Origin of the sequence: Pedobacter sp. UC225_65 (assembly GCF_042698365.1) — a bacterium.
GTDB lineage: Bacteria > Bacteroidota > Bacteroidia > Sphingobacteriales > Sphingobacteriaceae > Pedobacter.
Map to the genome: position 1 here is coordinate 1,387,391 of NZ_CP170550.1, position 14,643 is coordinate 1,402,033.

At 38.0% G+C, this 14,643-nt stretch carries 17 protein-coding genes and 1 pseudogene; 8 read left to right on the plus strand and 10 right to left on the minus strand.

The features are described 5' to 3' along the window. Positions 1-2: 2 nt before the first annotated feature. Positions 3-2,058: pseudogene (gene ppk1, locus ACFJIZ_RS07300) on the minus strand (polyphosphate kinase 1). Between the two features lie 104 nt (positions 2,059-2,162). Then, positions 2,163-2,777 (minus strand): hypothetical protein, encoded by a 615-nt coding sequence (locus ACFJIZ_RS07305; RefSeq protein WP_379091820.1) that lies wholly within the window; start codon positions 2,775-2,777, stop codon positions 2,163-2,165. Positions 2,778-2,856: 79 nt separating this feature from the next. Here ACFJIZ_RS07305 and ACFJIZ_RS07310 point away from each other — a divergent pair, with 79 nt between their 5' ends. Then, positions 2,857-3,348 carry a YajQ family cyclic di-GMP-binding protein gene (locus ACFJIZ_RS07310; RefSeq protein WP_379091821.1) on the plus strand — a complete coding sequence of 164 codons (492 nt, stop codon included), beginning with the start codon at positions 2,857-2,859 and terminating at the stop codon, positions 3,346-3,348. Between the two features lie 153 nt (positions 3,349-3,501). Continuing rightward, positions 3,502-3,948: a GNAT family N-acetyltransferase gene (locus ACFJIZ_RS07315; RefSeq protein ID WP_379091822.1), complete on the plus strand. Its 447-nt coding sequence runs from the start codon at positions 3,502-3,504 to the stop codon at positions 3,946-3,948. Between the two features lie 86 nt (positions 3,949-4,034). Here ACFJIZ_RS07315 and ACFJIZ_RS07320 read toward each other — a convergent pair whose 3' ends face one another. From ACFJIZ_RS07320 to ACFJIZ_RS07340, 5 genes are all read right to left on the minus strand, one after another. Further along, positions 4,035-4,478 carry a family 43 glycosylhydrolase gene (locus tag ACFJIZ_RS07320; protein WP_379091823.1) on the minus strand — a complete coding sequence of 148 codons (444 nt, stop codon included), beginning with the start codon at positions 4,476-4,478 and terminating at the stop codon, positions 4,035-4,037. A gap of 1 nt (position 4,479) precedes the next feature. Further along, positions 4,480-5,001 carry a family 43 glycosylhydrolase gene (locus ACFJIZ_RS07325; protein WP_379091824.1) on the minus strand — a complete coding sequence of 174 codons (522 nt, stop codon included), beginning with the start codon at positions 4,999-5,001 and terminating at the stop codon, positions 4,480-4,482. 38 nt (positions 5,002-5,039) lie between these two features. After that, positions 5,040-5,978 carry a 23S rRNA (adenine(1618)-N(6))-methyltransferase RlmF gene (gene rlmF, locus ACFJIZ_RS07330; protein WP_379091825.1) on the minus strand — a complete coding sequence of 313 codons (939 nt, stop codon included), beginning with the start codon at positions 5,976-5,978 and terminating at the stop codon, positions 5,040-5,042. Continuing rightward, complete coding sequence (locus tag ACFJIZ_RS07335) at positions 5,978-7,291, minus strand: nicotinamide mononucleotide adenylyltransferase (RefSeq protein ID WP_379091826.1); 1,314 nt, start codon at positions 7,289-7,291, stop codon at positions 5,978-5,980. The genes rlmF and ACFJIZ_RS07335 overlap by 1 nt, the downstream gene beginning before the upstream one ends. A gap of 133 nt (positions 7,292-7,424) precedes the next feature. Further along, positions 7,425-7,904: an Hsp20/alpha crystallin family protein gene (locus ACFJIZ_RS07340; protein WP_379091827.1), complete on the minus strand. Its 480-nt coding sequence runs from the start codon at positions 7,902-7,904 to the stop codon at positions 7,425-7,427. Positions 7,905-7,933: 29 nt separating this feature from the next. Here ACFJIZ_RS07340 and ACFJIZ_RS07345 point away from each other — a divergent pair, with 29 nt between their 5' ends. Beyond that, positions 7,934-8,422: an acyl-CoA thioesterase gene (locus ACFJIZ_RS07345; RefSeq protein WP_379091828.1), complete on the plus strand. Its 489-nt coding sequence runs from the start codon at positions 7,934-7,936 to the stop codon at positions 8,420-8,422. Between the two features lie 171 nt (positions 8,423-8,593). On the opposite strand, the gene ACFJIZ_RS07350 is transcribed toward ACFJIZ_RS07345, so the two are convergent. Both ACFJIZ_RS07350 and ACFJIZ_RS07355 read right to left on the minus strand, forming a co-directional pair. Next, entirely contained in the window at positions 8,594-10,000 is a 1,407-nt protein-coding gene (locus ACFJIZ_RS07350) for an FAD-binding oxidoreductase (RefSeq protein ID WP_379091829.1), read from the minus strand. Between the two features lies 1 nt (position 10,001). Next, on the minus strand, positions 10,002-10,364 hold the full coding sequence (locus ACFJIZ_RS07355) for a dihydroneopterin aldolase (protein WP_379091830.1): 363 nt from the start codon (positions 10,362-10,364) through the stop codon (positions 10,002-10,004). A 126-nt stretch (positions 10,365-10,490) separates the two neighbouring features. Between ACFJIZ_RS07355 and ACFJIZ_RS07360 the strand changes: the two genes are divergently transcribed. The 5 genes from ACFJIZ_RS07360 (at position 10,491) to ACFJIZ_RS07380 (ending at position 13,193) form a co-directional block, all read left to right on the plus strand. Then, positions 10,491-11,681: an acyl-CoA dehydrogenase family protein gene (locus tag ACFJIZ_RS07360; protein ID WP_379091831.1), complete on the plus strand. Its 1,191-nt coding sequence runs from the start codon at positions 10,491-10,493 to the stop codon at positions 11,679-11,681. A 40-nt stretch (positions 11,682-11,721) separates the two neighbouring features. Further along, complete coding sequence (locus ACFJIZ_RS07365) at positions 11,722-12,102, plus strand: GxxExxY protein (RefSeq protein WP_379091832.1); 381 nt, start codon at positions 11,722-11,724, stop codon at positions 12,100-12,102. Positions 12,103-12,165: 63 nt separating this feature from the next. Beyond that, positions 12,166-12,549 carry an SRPBCC domain-containing protein gene (locus ACFJIZ_RS07370; protein WP_379091833.1) on the plus strand — a complete coding sequence of 128 codons (384 nt, stop codon included), beginning with the start codon at positions 12,166-12,168 and terminating at the stop codon, positions 12,547-12,549. Between the two features lie 6 nt (positions 12,550-12,555). Then, positions 12,556-12,783: a DUF1801 domain-containing protein gene (locus ACFJIZ_RS07375; RefSeq protein WP_379091834.1), complete on the plus strand. Its 228-nt coding sequence runs from the start codon at positions 12,556-12,558 to the stop codon at positions 12,781-12,783. Positions 12,784-12,980: 197 nt separating this feature from the next. Further along, complete coding sequence (locus ACFJIZ_RS07380) at positions 12,981-13,193, plus strand: hypothetical protein (protein WP_379091835.1); 213 nt, start codon at positions 12,981-12,983, stop codon at positions 13,191-13,193. Between the two features lie 107 nt (positions 13,194-13,300). Here the strand turns inward: ACFJIZ_RS07380 and lysA are convergent, their stop codons facing one another. Then, entirely contained in the window at positions 13,301-14,476 is a 1,176-nt protein-coding gene (gene lysA / locus ACFJIZ_RS07385; RefSeq protein WP_379091836.1) for a diaminopimelate decarboxylase, read from the minus strand. Positions 14,477-14,643: the final 167 nt, after the last annotated feature.

Consider the following 14,643-nt stretch of genomic DNA (forward strand, 5'->3'; position numbering starts at 1 on the left):
TTTTAGTGGTGTTTATTTTTAAGGTAGTTATATGTCTGCACTTGAGCCCTTATCTTGGTAGTCAAGCGGTTTTTATGGTATTTATTATTGTTTAACCTATTGATATCTCGGGCCTTGACGTTGTCTTGAAGTTGAAATTCAATAATATCCCTGATTTCTTGTTTCACCAGTTCATCTAACACTGGGAAACCAACCTCCACTCGGTGTTCAAAATTCCGGCTCATTAGATCGGCAGAAGAAAGGAACATTTCTTCCTTACCATTATTTCCAAAAATGAAGACCCGGGCATGTTCCAAAAACTTATCGATAATGCTGATGACCGTAATATTTTCGCTAAAACCAGCCACACCAGGCACCAAACAGCAAATCCCCCTTACAATCAGTTTGATCTGTACGCCTGCATTGCTTGCCTCATACAATTTCTCTACAATGCCTTCATCGGCCAAACTATTCACCTTTAAAATCATATAGGCAGGTTTTTTAGCTTTGGCAAACTTGATCTCTCTATTGATCAATGCATAGATCTTGTTCCTAGAATCCAATGGAGAAACAATAAGATGTTTAAAATCTTTGGCTATTGTTTTTTTGTTGAGCGCATTGAACAACTTCAATAAATCGGAAGTGATTTCTTTTTTAGCTGTAAAAATACTGTGGTCGCAATAAATTCTGGCGGTTTTTTCATTGAAATTTCCAGTAGCCAGATTTGCATAATAAACGGCGCGTCCCTTTTCCATCCGTTTAACTAAACAGATCTTAGAATGCACCTTATAATCTGTTAGTCCATAATTTACATTTACACCTTCTTCCATCAATTTATTGGTCCAGAAGATATTGGCCTTTTCATCAAAACGGGCCTTTAGCTCTACCACACAATTTACCTTCTTCCCATTTTTTGCCGCATTGATCAAAGCATTGATCACTTTAGAATTTTCGGCCAAACGGTATAAGGTGATGTTGATCTCTGTCACTTTTGGATCTATAGCCGCCTCACGAAGAAATAAGATGATATAGTCATAAGATTGATATGGCAGATTCACAACATAATCCCGATGCACCAATTTGTTAAATATACTTTCTGTTCGGTGCAGTCCTTGAACTTTAAGTGGCTCAACCGGAGGATATTCTAAGTCTTTAGACCCTACATTCGGGAAGCTGATAAAATCCCCAAAACGATGGTAACGGTTACCGGGTATCAAACCTTCGGCCTCAATCTTCATTTTGGTAACCAGTACACTTAACATTTCAAATGGCATCTCCGTATCATACAGCAAACGCATTGGTTTACCCTTTTTGCGTTTGTCTAAACTGGTCTTCAGCTCTTCTATAAACTTATCGCTTACATTTTTATCGATATCCAGCTCTGCATCTCTGGTCAATTGGATAGAGAAAGCTTCAATATGGTCGTAGTTAAAAACATAAAAAATATCATCCAAACAATATTTGATAATGTCTTCGGCCAGGATGATAAACTTTAGTCCATTGGTTTCAGGTAATACCAAAAACCGCGGTAAATTATCTGGAAGCTCAATCAAAGCATATTTCTCGCTCTTTTTTATCTTTTTTGGTTAAACGAACAAAGAAATATAGAGTCCTATCTTTTGGCTCTGGGAAAGGTTTTTCTAGATCGATCATGATCGGCACTAGATTCGATAAGATCTTACCTCTAAAATGGTTACGTACAAACTCTCCCCTGGCCACGTTCAGCTGGGTATCATTTAAAATAAAGATACGGTTTTGTGCCAGTTCATTGATCAATGTAGCCTGAAACAGACTTTCGAACTTACGTTCGTGCTTAACTACAATGTTTTTGATCTCATTTAAAACCTTTTTTGGGTTAAAGCCTAACAAAGCCTTGGCACGATCATTTAAATTGACCAAACGGCTCAAAGTGGCTACCCTTACCCTATAAAATTCTTCAAGGTTGGACGAGAAAATGGAAAGAAACTTGATCCGCTCAATTAAGGGAACTGTTTCGTCAGCAGCTTCCTGTAATACCCTTTCATTAAAGTATAACCAACTTAATTCCCTATTTAAAAACGGTAGCTTCTTTTTAGCCATGGATAAAAATCAAAAAAATCTCCGGGGTAGTTCCGGAGATTTCCAAATCTGCAAATTTTAGTGTTAAGTTAGTGTTAATTATCAGCTAATTTGACACCTAAAATTTACTTTTTAGTAGTCGTATTTGTTTTGGTCGGTACAGCTTTAGCTGCAACCTTCTTTACAGGATTGTTTGCGACCGTCTTCACGGCTGCTGTTTTGGTATCTTTTGCATCAGCAGCACTTTTATTTTCCATTGTTGCTGCTTTAGGTGCTACCTTTTTAGCCGGTGCTCTTTTAACAGGAGCTTTTTTAATTGGTGCCTTGATGGCTGCTGCCGCTTTTTCTGCAGTTGCAATGCCTTCAACTTTTACACTTGTTGCTACTGGCTTAGCTTTAGACACTGCCTTTTTTACTACTTTACTTACGGTCTTGTCTACTTTTTTAACCAGCTTAGAAGCATCTTTCTTAGCTAATTTAACTTTTTTCGCAACTGGTTTTTTTGTAGCCTTTGCATCATCTATTTTATCTGACACAACTTGTTTAACCTCTTTAAACTTCTTAGAAAGCTTTTTAGCAGCCGCTTTACTCAATTTCGCTACATCATCAGCAATCAACTCGGCATTATGTCCCAAGCCTTTAACCGCTTCCAAAAATCTATCCGTTAAGCTTTGCTCAATCTGTTTTTTAACCGCTTTTTTAGTGGTTTTTTTCTGAGGTTTAGTTTTATTGGTTTTCATATATTTTTTAGCGTTTTTTGTATGGTAATTTTATAATTACTTAAATCTATTATTTTTTTTATCAATTAAAGCCAAAATCATGCCCACTTTCGATATCGTTAGCAAAGTAGACTCACAAACATTAGACAATGCGATCAACAATGCCAAAAAAGAGATTTTAAACCGTTATGATTTTAATGGTTCGAACAGTACAGTAGAATTGGATAAAAAAACCAATGTGATCACTATTGTAACTGAAGACGATATGCGTCTGAAAGCCATTACCGATTCGATCATCTCTCGTATGATGAAACAAAACTTAGACCCAAAAAGTTTGGATTTTGGAAAAGAACATAGTGCATCTGGCAATATGATCAGAAAAGAACTCAAGATCAAAGAAGGAATTGATAAAGAAGCAGCTAAAAAGATTATCGCCAAGATCAAAGACAGCAAATTAAAAGTACAAGCTTCTATGATGGATGACCAGGTTAGGGTGCAGAGCAAAAGTATAGACGACCTACAAAAAGTGATCTCGTTATGTAGAGGAGAAGATTTTGGACAACCTTTGCAGTTCATCAACATGCGTAACTAATCCGGTTCAATGGTTCATTCGTTTATTGGTTTGAGACGCCTATCTAATGAGTGAAGGAGAGAATGAAATTGAATGAACCAATAACCCAATGAACGAGTGAACCAATGAACAAGTGAACCAATGAACGAATGAACCAATGAACTAATATTTCAGATGGAAATTATCGAAAATGGCTTTGTTTTTTCTGACGACAGTAACTTGGTAGATGTCAATGCCGTTCACCATTATTTGAGTACAGAATCTTATTGGGCCAAGAATATCCCTTTAGCTTTGGTACAAAAATCCATTAGCAATTCTTTGTGTTTTGGTATTTATAAAGATGGAAAACAAGCAGGCTTTGCCCGTTGGGTAACCGATAGGGCCACTTATGCTTATTTATGTGATGTTTATGTAGAAACGGCCTACCGTGGCCAAGGTTTATCTAAAAAGCTAATGTCGTTGATGTTGTTCCATCCAGATTTACAGGGTTTAAGACGATACCATCTGGCTACACTTGATGCCCATGGTCTATATCAGCAATTTGGCTTTAAAGCATTAGAGAATCCGGAAAGGCAAATGGCAATTGTAGTAAAAGATATCTACGAGAAGGAAAGAGAATAAGGAATAGAAAATGATAAATAGGTTAACATCTGAAAACATCTCTATTACTATTCCCCTCTTACATCTTACACCACTTCATCTTCCATCTAAAGCTTGTTCTTTTTCACCCCTTCTTTTGTAATCTTAACGGGTTCGATTAGGCCATCTTTGTTAAAATGCATTTCATCAATACAGGTTACACGGTGGTTGCCATCTGTTTCTCCCAAAGGCCTGCGGTGATATATAATATAATAGCGGTCTTTTTTTGCGTCATGGATCACAGAATGATGTCCTGCGCCTGTAGCTATAGCAGCATCTTGCTTTAATATCTTTCCAATGCGTTTAAATGGGCCCAATGGCGAATCGGCAATGGCATAGGCGACTGAATAATCAGGACCTGTCCAACCACCTTCAGACCACATGAAATAATATTTACCATTACGGATAAACATAAACGGGCCCTCAACATAATTATCTGGTGTAATTTCTTTAAAGATACTGCCATCAGCATAAGGCACAAAACCCGTAAAATCTTGATTAAGCTTTGCCATATTACAATGCGACCAACCTCCATAGAATCAGGTAATACTGACCATCTTTATCTTTGAAAACAAATTGATCTATGGGTTGGGCCTTGTTATAGAACTTACCAACTAATGGTTTACCTAAATGGTCTTTGTATGGGCCTTCTGGACGATCGGCTACAGCTACACCTATCCCACCTAATTCTTGGTCACTTTGAATATCATTGGCGCCAAAAAACAGGTAATATTTTCCATCTTTTTGGGTAATTGATGGTGCCCACATCGCTTTTTTGGCCCATTTAATGGCAGCTGTATCTATAATTTTTTCGTGCTTTTTCCAAGTCAGCAGATCATCAGAAGAAAAAGCATCCATAAATACCTGCTCTCTATACTTGGCCGAATAGGTCGGATAGACCCAATAGGTCTTACCAAAGATGACAGCTTCTGGATCTGCATACCAACCCGGAAATATAGGATTACCAGAAGTTTGTGCTTGGACAAATAAGGGGAATGCTAGGAAGATCAGCAACCAAAGACGAAACAATTTCATACCACAAGATAAAGATTAGCCTACAAATAACAAAGGCTTTAACCCCAAGTGGCTTGTTGGTCTACAGTTAAGAAAGTCCAGGCTACAATTCTGGTTACCTTATTACCTGTACTCATGTTATTGGTTCTGGTCTCTGTAACCCCTGCCCTGGTTAACATGGCGTAAATAGCAGGTAGATTTTCACTTTTAGAAACCAAACTGGTAAACCAAAAACATTGATCTTTAAACAATTTGCTTTCTTCAATCATCTGCCCTACAAATGCAACCTCGCCTCCTTTTGTCCATAATTCGCTATGTTGCCCACCAAAATTGAGTACAGGCTTTGCATAGTTCTTGTGACCAAGGTTACGTACTTTTCTTTGCGACCCAGCTTGTGCTTCTGCTGCCGAAGCATGGAATGGAGGATTACAGATTGTCAGGTCAAAACGTTCTTCTTTATGGATGATGTGTTTGAATATTGCTGATTGATCTGGTTGTAATCTGATTTCTACTGCATTCTTCAAAGATGGGTTCACCTCCACTATATTTTTTGCAGAACGCACAGCCACTTCATCAATATCAGTACCTACAAAGACCCAACCATATTCCTGATATCCAATGATTGGGTATACGCAATTGGCACCCACACCAATGTCCAGTACTTTTATTTTTTTTCCAGTTGGGATAGCTTGTTCACGTGAAGACGCCAACAGATCCGCCGCATAATGAAGATAATCTGCCCTACCCGGAATTGGTGGACAAAGGTAGCCCGCTGGTATATCCCAAAAATCGATTTGATAAAAATGTTTGAGTAAAGCTTTATTTAAAGTTTTAACTGCAGCTGGATTGGCAAAATCTATAGATTCGTCGCCATATTTATTGACGCTTACAAAATCGGCAAGTTCGACACAAGCTTCAATCAAAGTCTTAAAATCGTATCTAGAACGATGTTTGTTCCGCTGATGTAAAGTGCTTTTCTCGTGCTTAGCCTTTTCCATTAGGCCGTTTTAACATCCTCTTCGCTATAATCCTTGATATCGGTAATGTAGCCATTGATCAACAAAAACTCGAATAAGGGTTTGGCATCTGCAGTTACAGGCATATTAGCGGTAGAGATCACCGTATTGCTCTTCTTATCCATAAAAGGATAGGCGAACAGCTTTACATTCTGCGTAAACATGTCACTTACATACGCCAACAACTGGCTCGAGTAATTTTCGCCAAAGTTTTTAGAATTGAATACAAATTTAAGGTTGTTGATGTTGGTTGAAATGCCCACACTTTTTGGCTTGCAACGCCCTAGATATTTGGCCAATCTGTTATGACGTGTAAAATTAGAAACGATAACCAAGTTGCCCGTTTTGCACATATCCTCGGCTCTTTTTGCTACTGCTTCCAGATCAATATCGTCAGGTGTTTCTTGCTCATCTGTTAAAACATTGGTCAACAAAACTTCGATCATTACACTTAGGTTGCCTGGCTCTACATTATTGGTACGGGTAAACTGTTCCGTGGCCTTGTTGAACAGGTTGAAATTCGGATTTGATTTTTGACCATACTTGGTACGCAAAATCATGATATCCTTTTTATATAACAAATCTTTAGCCTGACGTGGGTGCCCATCTTCATCGAAAATAGCTGCCGCCGAAAAATCTTTCATGATCAGGTAAAGGTTAAGCAGCGTATTGTTCACCTCTCCAAAAGCAGGTCCTTTTACAGAAATCAAATCAATCTCTACAGACCCAACGGTTAAGTTGTCTGCCAACGATTCTATCATCAATTTTGGATCTCCATGATGATAAAAGGCAGCATAAACCAAGTTTACTCCAATGATACCCAATACACGTTGTTGCATATTTACATCGGTATCTAACAAACGGACGTGGAAAAATATTTCGTTTGGTAAGCCCCCAGGTGTTGTCTGAAAACGGATACCTACCCAACCATGAGGTTCGTTGGTGCGTTTAAAGTTCAGCGTAGTTACGGTATCTGCAAAAGCAAAAAATGTTCTGCTATCGTATTTTTCTCCAGAAAGACGCTCATTCAACAAACCAAATTCATGGTCCAGCATGCGCAACAGCCTATTTTGGCTCACATATCTACCAGAAGCTTCGGCACCATAAATGGCATCACTAAAAGTCATGTCGTAAGCCGACATTGTTTTAGCCACAGTACCTGAAGCAGCACCAGCGGTAAAAAAATTACGGGCCACTTCCTGTCCGGCGCCAATTTCTGCAAATGTGCCGTAAATATGCTCGTTTAGATTTATTTTTAATGCCTTACGCTTGGTATCAAGGATTTCTCTTTCCATTTTGCAAAAGTACAAAAATGAAAGGACTGTTTAGGTTGGAAAAATATTATAGAATCAGTCTAAAAAAGATAAGGGCAACACCTTTCGATGCGCCCTTACCAACCTTAAACTCAAAATCAAACTTATTATCCTCTTATGAAACTACAATTTCTTTATGTGCATCTTTAGCTTCATCTTTTTTACCAATCGTGATCGTTAAGATACCATTGATGTATTCTGCACTGATTTTATCTGTATCTACACCTTCTGGCAATACAAATGACCTTGCAAATGAAGTGTATTCAAATTCTTTACGGGTAAAATCTTTCTGTACATCAGTTTCTTCTACTTTTTTCTCTACCCAAACAGAAAGGTTGTCTTTTTTAAGATCGATCTTAAAATCTTCTTTGCTTAAACCCGGTGCAGCCAATTCAATTTTATATTCGTTGGCACTTTCGTAAATGTTTACATTAGGTACTTTATTTACACCATAGTTTTTATTTAACGCATCACTAAACAAAGAATCGAAAACATTGTTAAAGTATGGTGCTGTGTTTCTGGTTTTGTTGTTGAATTTTACTAAAGTCATTTTATATTCCTCCGTTATTTTATTTTTTAAATTATAATTGTCCATGTTCAAACCTTATTCCAAAGTAAATATTTATGTTTTTTAAGACATTTTGGCGCAAAAAAGAAAAACAACAAGACAAAAAGTCAGTTTCAGTGGGTCACATCGACAGTTTTAAGTATAAAACGGCTATCGAAATGCGTTTTGCAGATCTAGACATGATGGGCCATGTTAACAACGCCATCTATTTTACCTATATGGAAATCGGCAGAACCAAATATTGGAAACATGCCATCAACTGGGACTGGAAAACAACAGGCGTCGTGATTGGTCAGGCGTCGATAGATTATATCGCCCCTATCTTTTTAGAAGACAAAGTGAGTATGTATGTACGCACCTCAAGGATTGGAAATACGAGTTTCGATCTGGAGTACATGATCGTAAAAGAAGTAAATGGTAAAGAGATCACTTGCAGCAAGGGCAAAACCGTATGTGTTGCTTACGATTACAGCACCAGAAAACCTGCAGCTATCCCCGAAAAAGAAAGAAACAAGATGTTGGTCTTTGAGCAATTACAAGCTTAAAATCATAATCCTGAAGATATAAGAAACTTGTCACACTAAACTTGTCGAAGTGCACTTGATCAACCATCTGGTCTTCGACAAGCTCATACAGACAGCTCTGAAAGTATTTTACACTTTGAAATAAAATACTTTCAGAGCCAGGAAAGAGGTTCTCAACTCAAAATAGCAGCTCTATTGGTTTGGTGTAATCTTACCAGGATTTAAAATTCCTTTGGGGTCAAAAACCTTTTTGATGTTACGCATCAGATCCAAATGGATTTGGCTGTATTTGATGGGCATATACTCTTTTTGCACCAGACCAATACCATGTTCGCCAGATATGGTGCCACCCAAAGCCGTAGTCAATTCGAAAATCTCCACAATACCATCTTTCAATTTATGTTTCCAATCTTCATCGCTCATGCCAGCTTTGATGATGTTGATATGCAGGTTACCATCGCCAGCGTGACCATAACATACACTTTCAAACCCATATTTGGCACCAATTTCTTTAATTCCATTGATCAGTTTGGGTAAGGCCGCCCTAGGTACAACTGTATCTTCTTCTTTATAAACAGAGTTAGATTTTACAGATTCGGCCATCGTTCTACGCATACGCCAAAGATCTTCCTTCTGCTGTGCAGTATCGGCAAAAAGCACTTCGGTACAACCAAATTCCTCCAATACCATATTCACTTTTTCACAGGCCGCAAAAATCGCATCCAGGTCATCGCCATCAAACTCGATCATCAAAAAGGCATTTACATCTGCTTTTAGATCAAACTTAATGTCGTCAAATTGGATTACCCATTCTACTCCTTTTCGCTCCATAAACTCTAGTGCCGAAGGTGTTATGCCTGCCCTAAAAATTGCAGAAACGGCCGCACAAGCTGCTTCGTTGGTTGCAAAAGAACCCAACATCAACACGCTTTGGCTTACTGCCGGAATAAGTTTGGTAACGATTTTGGTTACCACAGCCAAAGTACCTTCAGAACCAATCATCAATTGGGTAAGGTTATAACCAGAGGCATATTTTAAAGTATTTGCTCCAGTCCATATCACATCGCCATTGGCTAAAACAACTTCTAAATTCAATATGTATTCGCGAATGGTTCCATATTTCACCACCCTTGGACCACCCGAACCATGCGCCACATTGCCACCGATAAAACAAGAACCTTTACTGCTTGGATCTACCGGATAAAGTAATCCTTTTTCGGCAACGGCATTCATAAACTCTTCAGTGATCACGCCAGGCTCAACTGTAGCCTGCAAGTTTTCGGTATCAATATCAATGATGGCTTTAAACTTCTCCATCGACAATAAAACGCCACCATAAATCGGTAATGCTGCCCCACTCAATCCGGTACCACCACCTCTTGGCGTAACTGGAACGCAATATTGGTTACAGATCTTAAGCAAGGCCGAAACACTTGCCGTATCTAAAGGCTTTACTACAACTTCAGGGAAATAACGCAGATCTTCCGTTTCGTCATGCGCATAGTGCTGCAAAGATTCTTCATCAACAAAAACATTTTCGGTTCCAATAGCCGCTTTGATCTCAGCTAAAATAGTGCTCGTAATTTTAGTGTATTCCATTTTATTTTGGAGAGGTATAAGTAAGTTGTACAAAAGAATGCCCTATTTCGCCGGGCATTGGTGGATGCAGTTTTTTAATTCCGACAGCTGCAGTTAGTATAAAAGGATAAACTGCAATCAATTGATCAATGATATTTTTGATTACTGTTTCCAATAATTTTTGTGTCTGTTTCATTGCAGCCGTAACCACGGTATTGATCACCTCGTAATTCACGGTATGGCTTAGGTCTTCCGTATCGCCGTTTGGGATAAAAGTTACCTCAACATCTACCAAAAAATGATTTCCAGTGAATTGTTCTTCGGGATAAAAGCCATGAAAAGCGTAAAATTTAACCTCTCTTAAGGCTACAGTTTGTACAAACATTAGGTTTAAATTATTTAAAGCTACAATCTGCAGCAAAATTAATTTTTTGCACGGTTTTTACTAGTCATTACACTAAATTATTACCTTTGGTACTGTCACAACGTGTAACCAAATATAGTGTAAAACATGAACAAATCAGCTAAAAAAGACCTTTACGAAGCACCAGATTATTATCAATTAGACGAACTTTTATCTGAAGAACATCTTTTAATTCGTTCTACAGTAAGAGATTGGGTAAAAAAAGAAGTTAGTCCTGTTATAGAAGATTTTGCGCAAAGAGCAGAGTTTCCTAAACACTTGATCAAAGGTTTGGGAGAGATTGGTGCATTTGGACCAACCATTCCAGTTGAATATGGTGGTGCTGGTTTAGATTATACAGCATATGGTATCATTATGCAAGAAATTGAGCGTGGCGATTCGGGCATCCGTTCTACTGCCTCTGTTCAAGGTTCTTTGGTGATGTACCCAATATATGCCTATGGAACGGAAGAGCAACGCAAAAAATATCTGCCAAAATTAGCCACTGGCGAACTGATGGGTTGTTTTGGACTGACCGAGCCTGACCATGGTTCTAACCCGGGCGGTATGGTAACCAACATCAAAGACAAAGGTGACCATTACCTATTGAATGGCGCTAAAATGTGGATTTCTAACGCTCCTTTTGCAAATATCGCAGTAGTTTGGGCTAAGGATGAAGAAGGCAAGATCCGTGGAATGGTAATAGAACGTGGCATGGAAGGATTTACCACGCCAGAAACCCATGGCAAATGGAGTTTAAGAGCATCTGCTACTGGCGAGTTGGTTTTTGACAATGTGAAAGTTCCAAAAGAGAATATTTTCCCAAATATTAGTGGCTTAAAAGGCCCATTAGGTTGTTTGAACCAAGCCCGTTATGGTATTGCATGGGGCGCCTTAGGTGCAGCTATGGACTGTTACGATACTGCACTTCGTTATTCAAAAGAACGCATCCAGTTTGGCAAACCTATTGGTGGATTTCAATTACAACAAAAGAAATTGGCCGAAATGATTACTGAAATTACAAAAGGACAGCTTTTAGTTTGGCGTTTAGGCGTACTTAAAAGCGAGAACAGGGCAACTGCCGAACAGATTTCTATGGCCAAACGCAACAGTGTTGAAATTGCTTTGGATATTGCCCGCAATGCCCGTCAGATGCTGGGTGGAATGGGAATTACAGGCGAATACTCGATCATGCGCCATATGATGAACCTAGAATCTGTGGTAACTTACGAAGGTACACATGATGTACATTTATTGATTACAGGCATGGACGTAACTGGATTGAATGCATTTAAATAAAGGTCAGGATTGTAGGATTTAAGGATTTGCAAGAGCATAAATGGATATTGAAGAAATTACCTATAAAATAAATGGTTGTGCGATGAAAGTCCACAACACCTTAGGCAATGGTTTTCAAGAAGTGATTTATCAACGCTGTTTAGCAATAGAATTAAGCAAGGCTGGTTTAATATTTGGTAGAGAGATAGAACAAACTATATTTTACGAAGATATTGAAGTAGGCAAAAGAAGAGCAGATTTTATTGTTGAAAACATTGTTGTAGTTGAAATTAAAGCTGTTACCAATCTTGAAAATGTACATCTGGCACAAGCCAAAAATTATGTAGTCGCATATAAATTCCCTATTGGCTTATTAATTAATTTTGGAGCAACTAGCCTTCAGTTTAAAAAAGTTTACAACAACAACACTAAATACAATTAATGCTTATAAATTATTATTTTGCTTACTCATTATCCTTATTGATCCTAAAATCTTAAAATCCTGATGAAGAACTACAAAAAATATCTCCCACTTCCGGCACCTCCTGACGAGGTTTACCTAGGCTTAACCAAAGCACAAAGCATTCAGTTATGGACAGGTGCAGAAGCAGAATTTACAGAAGAGGTGGGTACGGAGTTTTCTTTTTGGGACGGCGATATCGTTGGAAAGAACATTGAATTGGTACCTGGTAAAAAAATCGTGCAACAGTGGTATTTTGGTGATGACAACGAGCCATCTATCGTTACCATTAAATTACACGAAGACAAAAAAGGAACCTCTTTAGAGTTTGTGCAAACCAATATACCTGATGAAGATTATGATGATTTTACAGCTGGTATTGAAGAATATTTTCTTGGTGGACTAGCTGATTTTTTCGAAGAAGAATAACAAGCCATGTTGAGCGACTTAGACCGTTTCTACCTCGAAAAAGAAGAACCACTAAGAGATTGCTTACTGGCATTGAGAGATATTATCCTCAGTTACGACGAACATATTACCAAAGAATGGAAGTACAAACTTCCATTCTTTTATTATAAGGGCAAAATGCTCTGTTATTTATGGATACATAAAAAATACAAAAAACCTTACATTGGCTTTGCCAATGGCTATCTGATCGAATGATCCGGATTTATTGATAGAGAAACGCTCACGGATGAAGATATTGTTGATCGATGAAAATGAAGATCTACCTATTGAAAAGATCAATACGATATTAAAAAAGGCCATTACCACATATTAGGCTATTCATTTTAATCATAAAGCAAACTTTAATCCTTTAAAAATGTTCTTTATTCAAATTATCATTTAAATAAAAGAACATGGGTAGATCAATAGGTATAATTTTAATCGTACTGGGTATAGTATTATTGGTTTGGACTGGCTTTACATATACCAAAAAAGAAAAAGTAATCGATGCTGGCCCGATACAGGTCTCTGCAGATAAAGAAAAATCTGTAAACTGGCCTCCTTATGCTGGTGGTATTGTTTTGATTGCTGGAGTAATCGTATTTTTAGGGTCAAGAAAGAAGTGACCTGAATTAGCAGAGAATGTTTAAACAGCAAAAAGATCGAGATGCATTTCTCGACCTTTTTGATTCTTATACTTGAGATTCTTTGCTACGCTCAGCATAGCAAGTCATTAAATATCTTCACTAGAAACTGCTTGTAGCTGCTCTCTCAAGTTATAATGTGAGGCCATGACTTCACCATAAGCTCCTGTACTTCTGATCGCAATCAGGTCATTTCTAAAAGTTTCTGGTAGTTGAACTTCTTTACCAAAGCAGTCGGTACTTTCGCAGATCGGTCCTACCACGTCGTACTTAACAGGGTTGGAAGTTTGCGAACCGTCAACCGACAATTGCTGACTGATATTTTCTATTTGATGATAGGCCTGGTACAATGCCGGACGCATCAATTCGGTCATACCAGCATCTAAAATGATAAAATTCTTTTTCTTGCCATTCTTCACATACAAAACCCTGCTGATCAACGATGCACATTGTCCTACCAATGCCCTGCCTAATTCAAAATGGACTTCTTGATAAGGCTTCACTTCCAAGAAATCGGCAAATATCTTAAAATAGGTCTCAAAATCTGGAATCTGGTGGTTTGGATGATGATAATCGATTCCTAAACCTCCACCCACATTTAATATTTTTACTTTAAATCCATGGTCTTCAAACCAAGTGGCAAATTCGTTTACACGAATACAAAGGTTTTTATACACCTCCATATTGGTAATCTGCGAACCAATGTGGAAATGGATTCCGATAAACTCAAGATTAGCAGAAATATTTAACACATCGGCACAGGCTGGCATGTCCCAAGAGTTTACGCCAAACTTGTTTTCATCCAAACCCGTGGTAATATTTGCATGGGTATGTGCATCAACATTCGGATTGATCCTGATGGCCACCTTTGCAACTTTCTGTTTCTTTTCTGCCAGTTCATTGATCACCGAAAGCTCCTGCACAGATTCTACATTGAAACAAAAGATATCGTTATCTAAAGCATCATTGATCTCTTTATCAGATTTGCCCACACCAGCAAAAACCACTTTATTTTTAGAAAAACCAATTTCGATGGCTTTTTTAACCTCATTTCCACTTACACAATCTGCACCGAATCCTATTTTTTCTATCTGCTTTAAAACCAATGGATTAAAATTGGCCTTCATGGCATAATGCACATGAAATTTATAGACATTAGCAGCTTTACTACAAGCGTCCAGCGTACTGTTCAGCAGATTTAGGTCGTAATAATAAAATGGGGTTTCTAATTTAGAAAAATGTGCTCTATCTTTATCGGAAAACATAACTTGAAATTTCTATTTATTATCTTCTTGGTCGTTATGACCGTTATTTATATCGGCAACTACATTGATTACAAAAATCAGCGCATTAGCCGAATGGAATTTGAAAGAAGGATTCGCCTCTCTCTACTCCTTTTCTTAATTATTATCTTTCTTTATTTCTATTTTAG

Coding starts and splice junctions, on each gene's coding strand:
- ACFJIZ_RS07305 (WP_379091820.1), bottom strand. CDS start 2,777: ATGAAAACCAATAAAACTAAACCTCAGAAAAAAACCACTAAAAAAGCG.
- ACFJIZ_RS07310 (WP_379091821.1), top strand. CDS start 2,857: ATGCCCACTTTCGATATCGTTAGCAAAGTAGACTCACAAACATTAGAC.
- ACFJIZ_RS07315 (WP_379091822.1), top strand. CDS start 3,502: ATGGAAATTATCGAAAATGGCTTTGTTTTTTCTGACGACAGTAACTTG.
- ACFJIZ_RS07320 (WP_379091823.1), bottom strand. CDS start 4,478: ATGGCAAAGCTTAATCAAGATTTTACGGGTTTTGTGCCTTATGCTGAT.
- ACFJIZ_RS07325 (WP_379091824.1), bottom strand. CDS start 5,001: ATGAAATTGTTTCGTCTTTGGTTGCTGATCTTCCTAGCATTCCCCTTA.
- rlmF (WP_379091825.1), bottom strand. CDS start 5,978: ATGGAAAAGGCTAAGCACGAGAAAAGCACTTTACATCAGCGGAACAAA.
- ACFJIZ_RS07335 (WP_379091826.1), bottom strand. CDS start 7,291: ATGGAAAGAGAAATCCTTGATACCAAGCGTAAGGCATTAAAAATAAAT.
- ACFJIZ_RS07340 (WP_379091827.1), bottom strand. CDS start 7,904: ATGGACAATTATAATTTAAAAAATAAAATAACGGAGGAATATAAAATG.
- ACFJIZ_RS07345 (WP_379091828.1), top strand. CDS start 7,934: ATGTTTTTTAAGACATTTTGGCGCAAAAAAGAAAAACAACAAGACAAA.
- ACFJIZ_RS07350 (WP_379091829.1), bottom strand. CDS start 10,000: ATGGAATACACTAAAATTACGAGCACTATTTTAGCTGAGATCAAAGCG.
- ACFJIZ_RS07355 (WP_379091830.1), bottom strand. CDS start 10,364: ATGTTTGTACAAACTGTAGCCTTAAGAGAGGTTAAATTTTACGCTTTT.
- ACFJIZ_RS07360 (WP_379091831.1), top strand. CDS start 10,491: ATGAACAAATCAGCTAAAAAAGACCTTTACGAAGCACCAGATTATTAT.
- ACFJIZ_RS07365 (WP_379091832.1), top strand. CDS start 11,722: ATGGATATTGAAGAAATTACCTATAAAATAAATGGTTGTGCGATGAAA.
- ACFJIZ_RS07370 (WP_379091833.1), top strand. CDS start 12,166: ATGAAGAACTACAAAAAATATCTCCCACTTCCGGCACCTCCTGACGAG.
- ACFJIZ_RS07375 (WP_379091834.1), top strand. CDS start 12,556: ATGTTGAGCGACTTAGACCGTTTCTACCTCGAAAAAGAAGAACCACTA.
- ACFJIZ_RS07380 (WP_379091835.1), top strand. CDS start 12,981: ATGGGTAGATCAATAGGTATAATTTTAATCGTACTGGGTATAGTATTA.
- lysA (WP_379091836.1), bottom strand. CDS start 14,476: ATGTTTTCCGATAAAGATAGAGCACATTTTTCTAAATTAGAAACCCCA.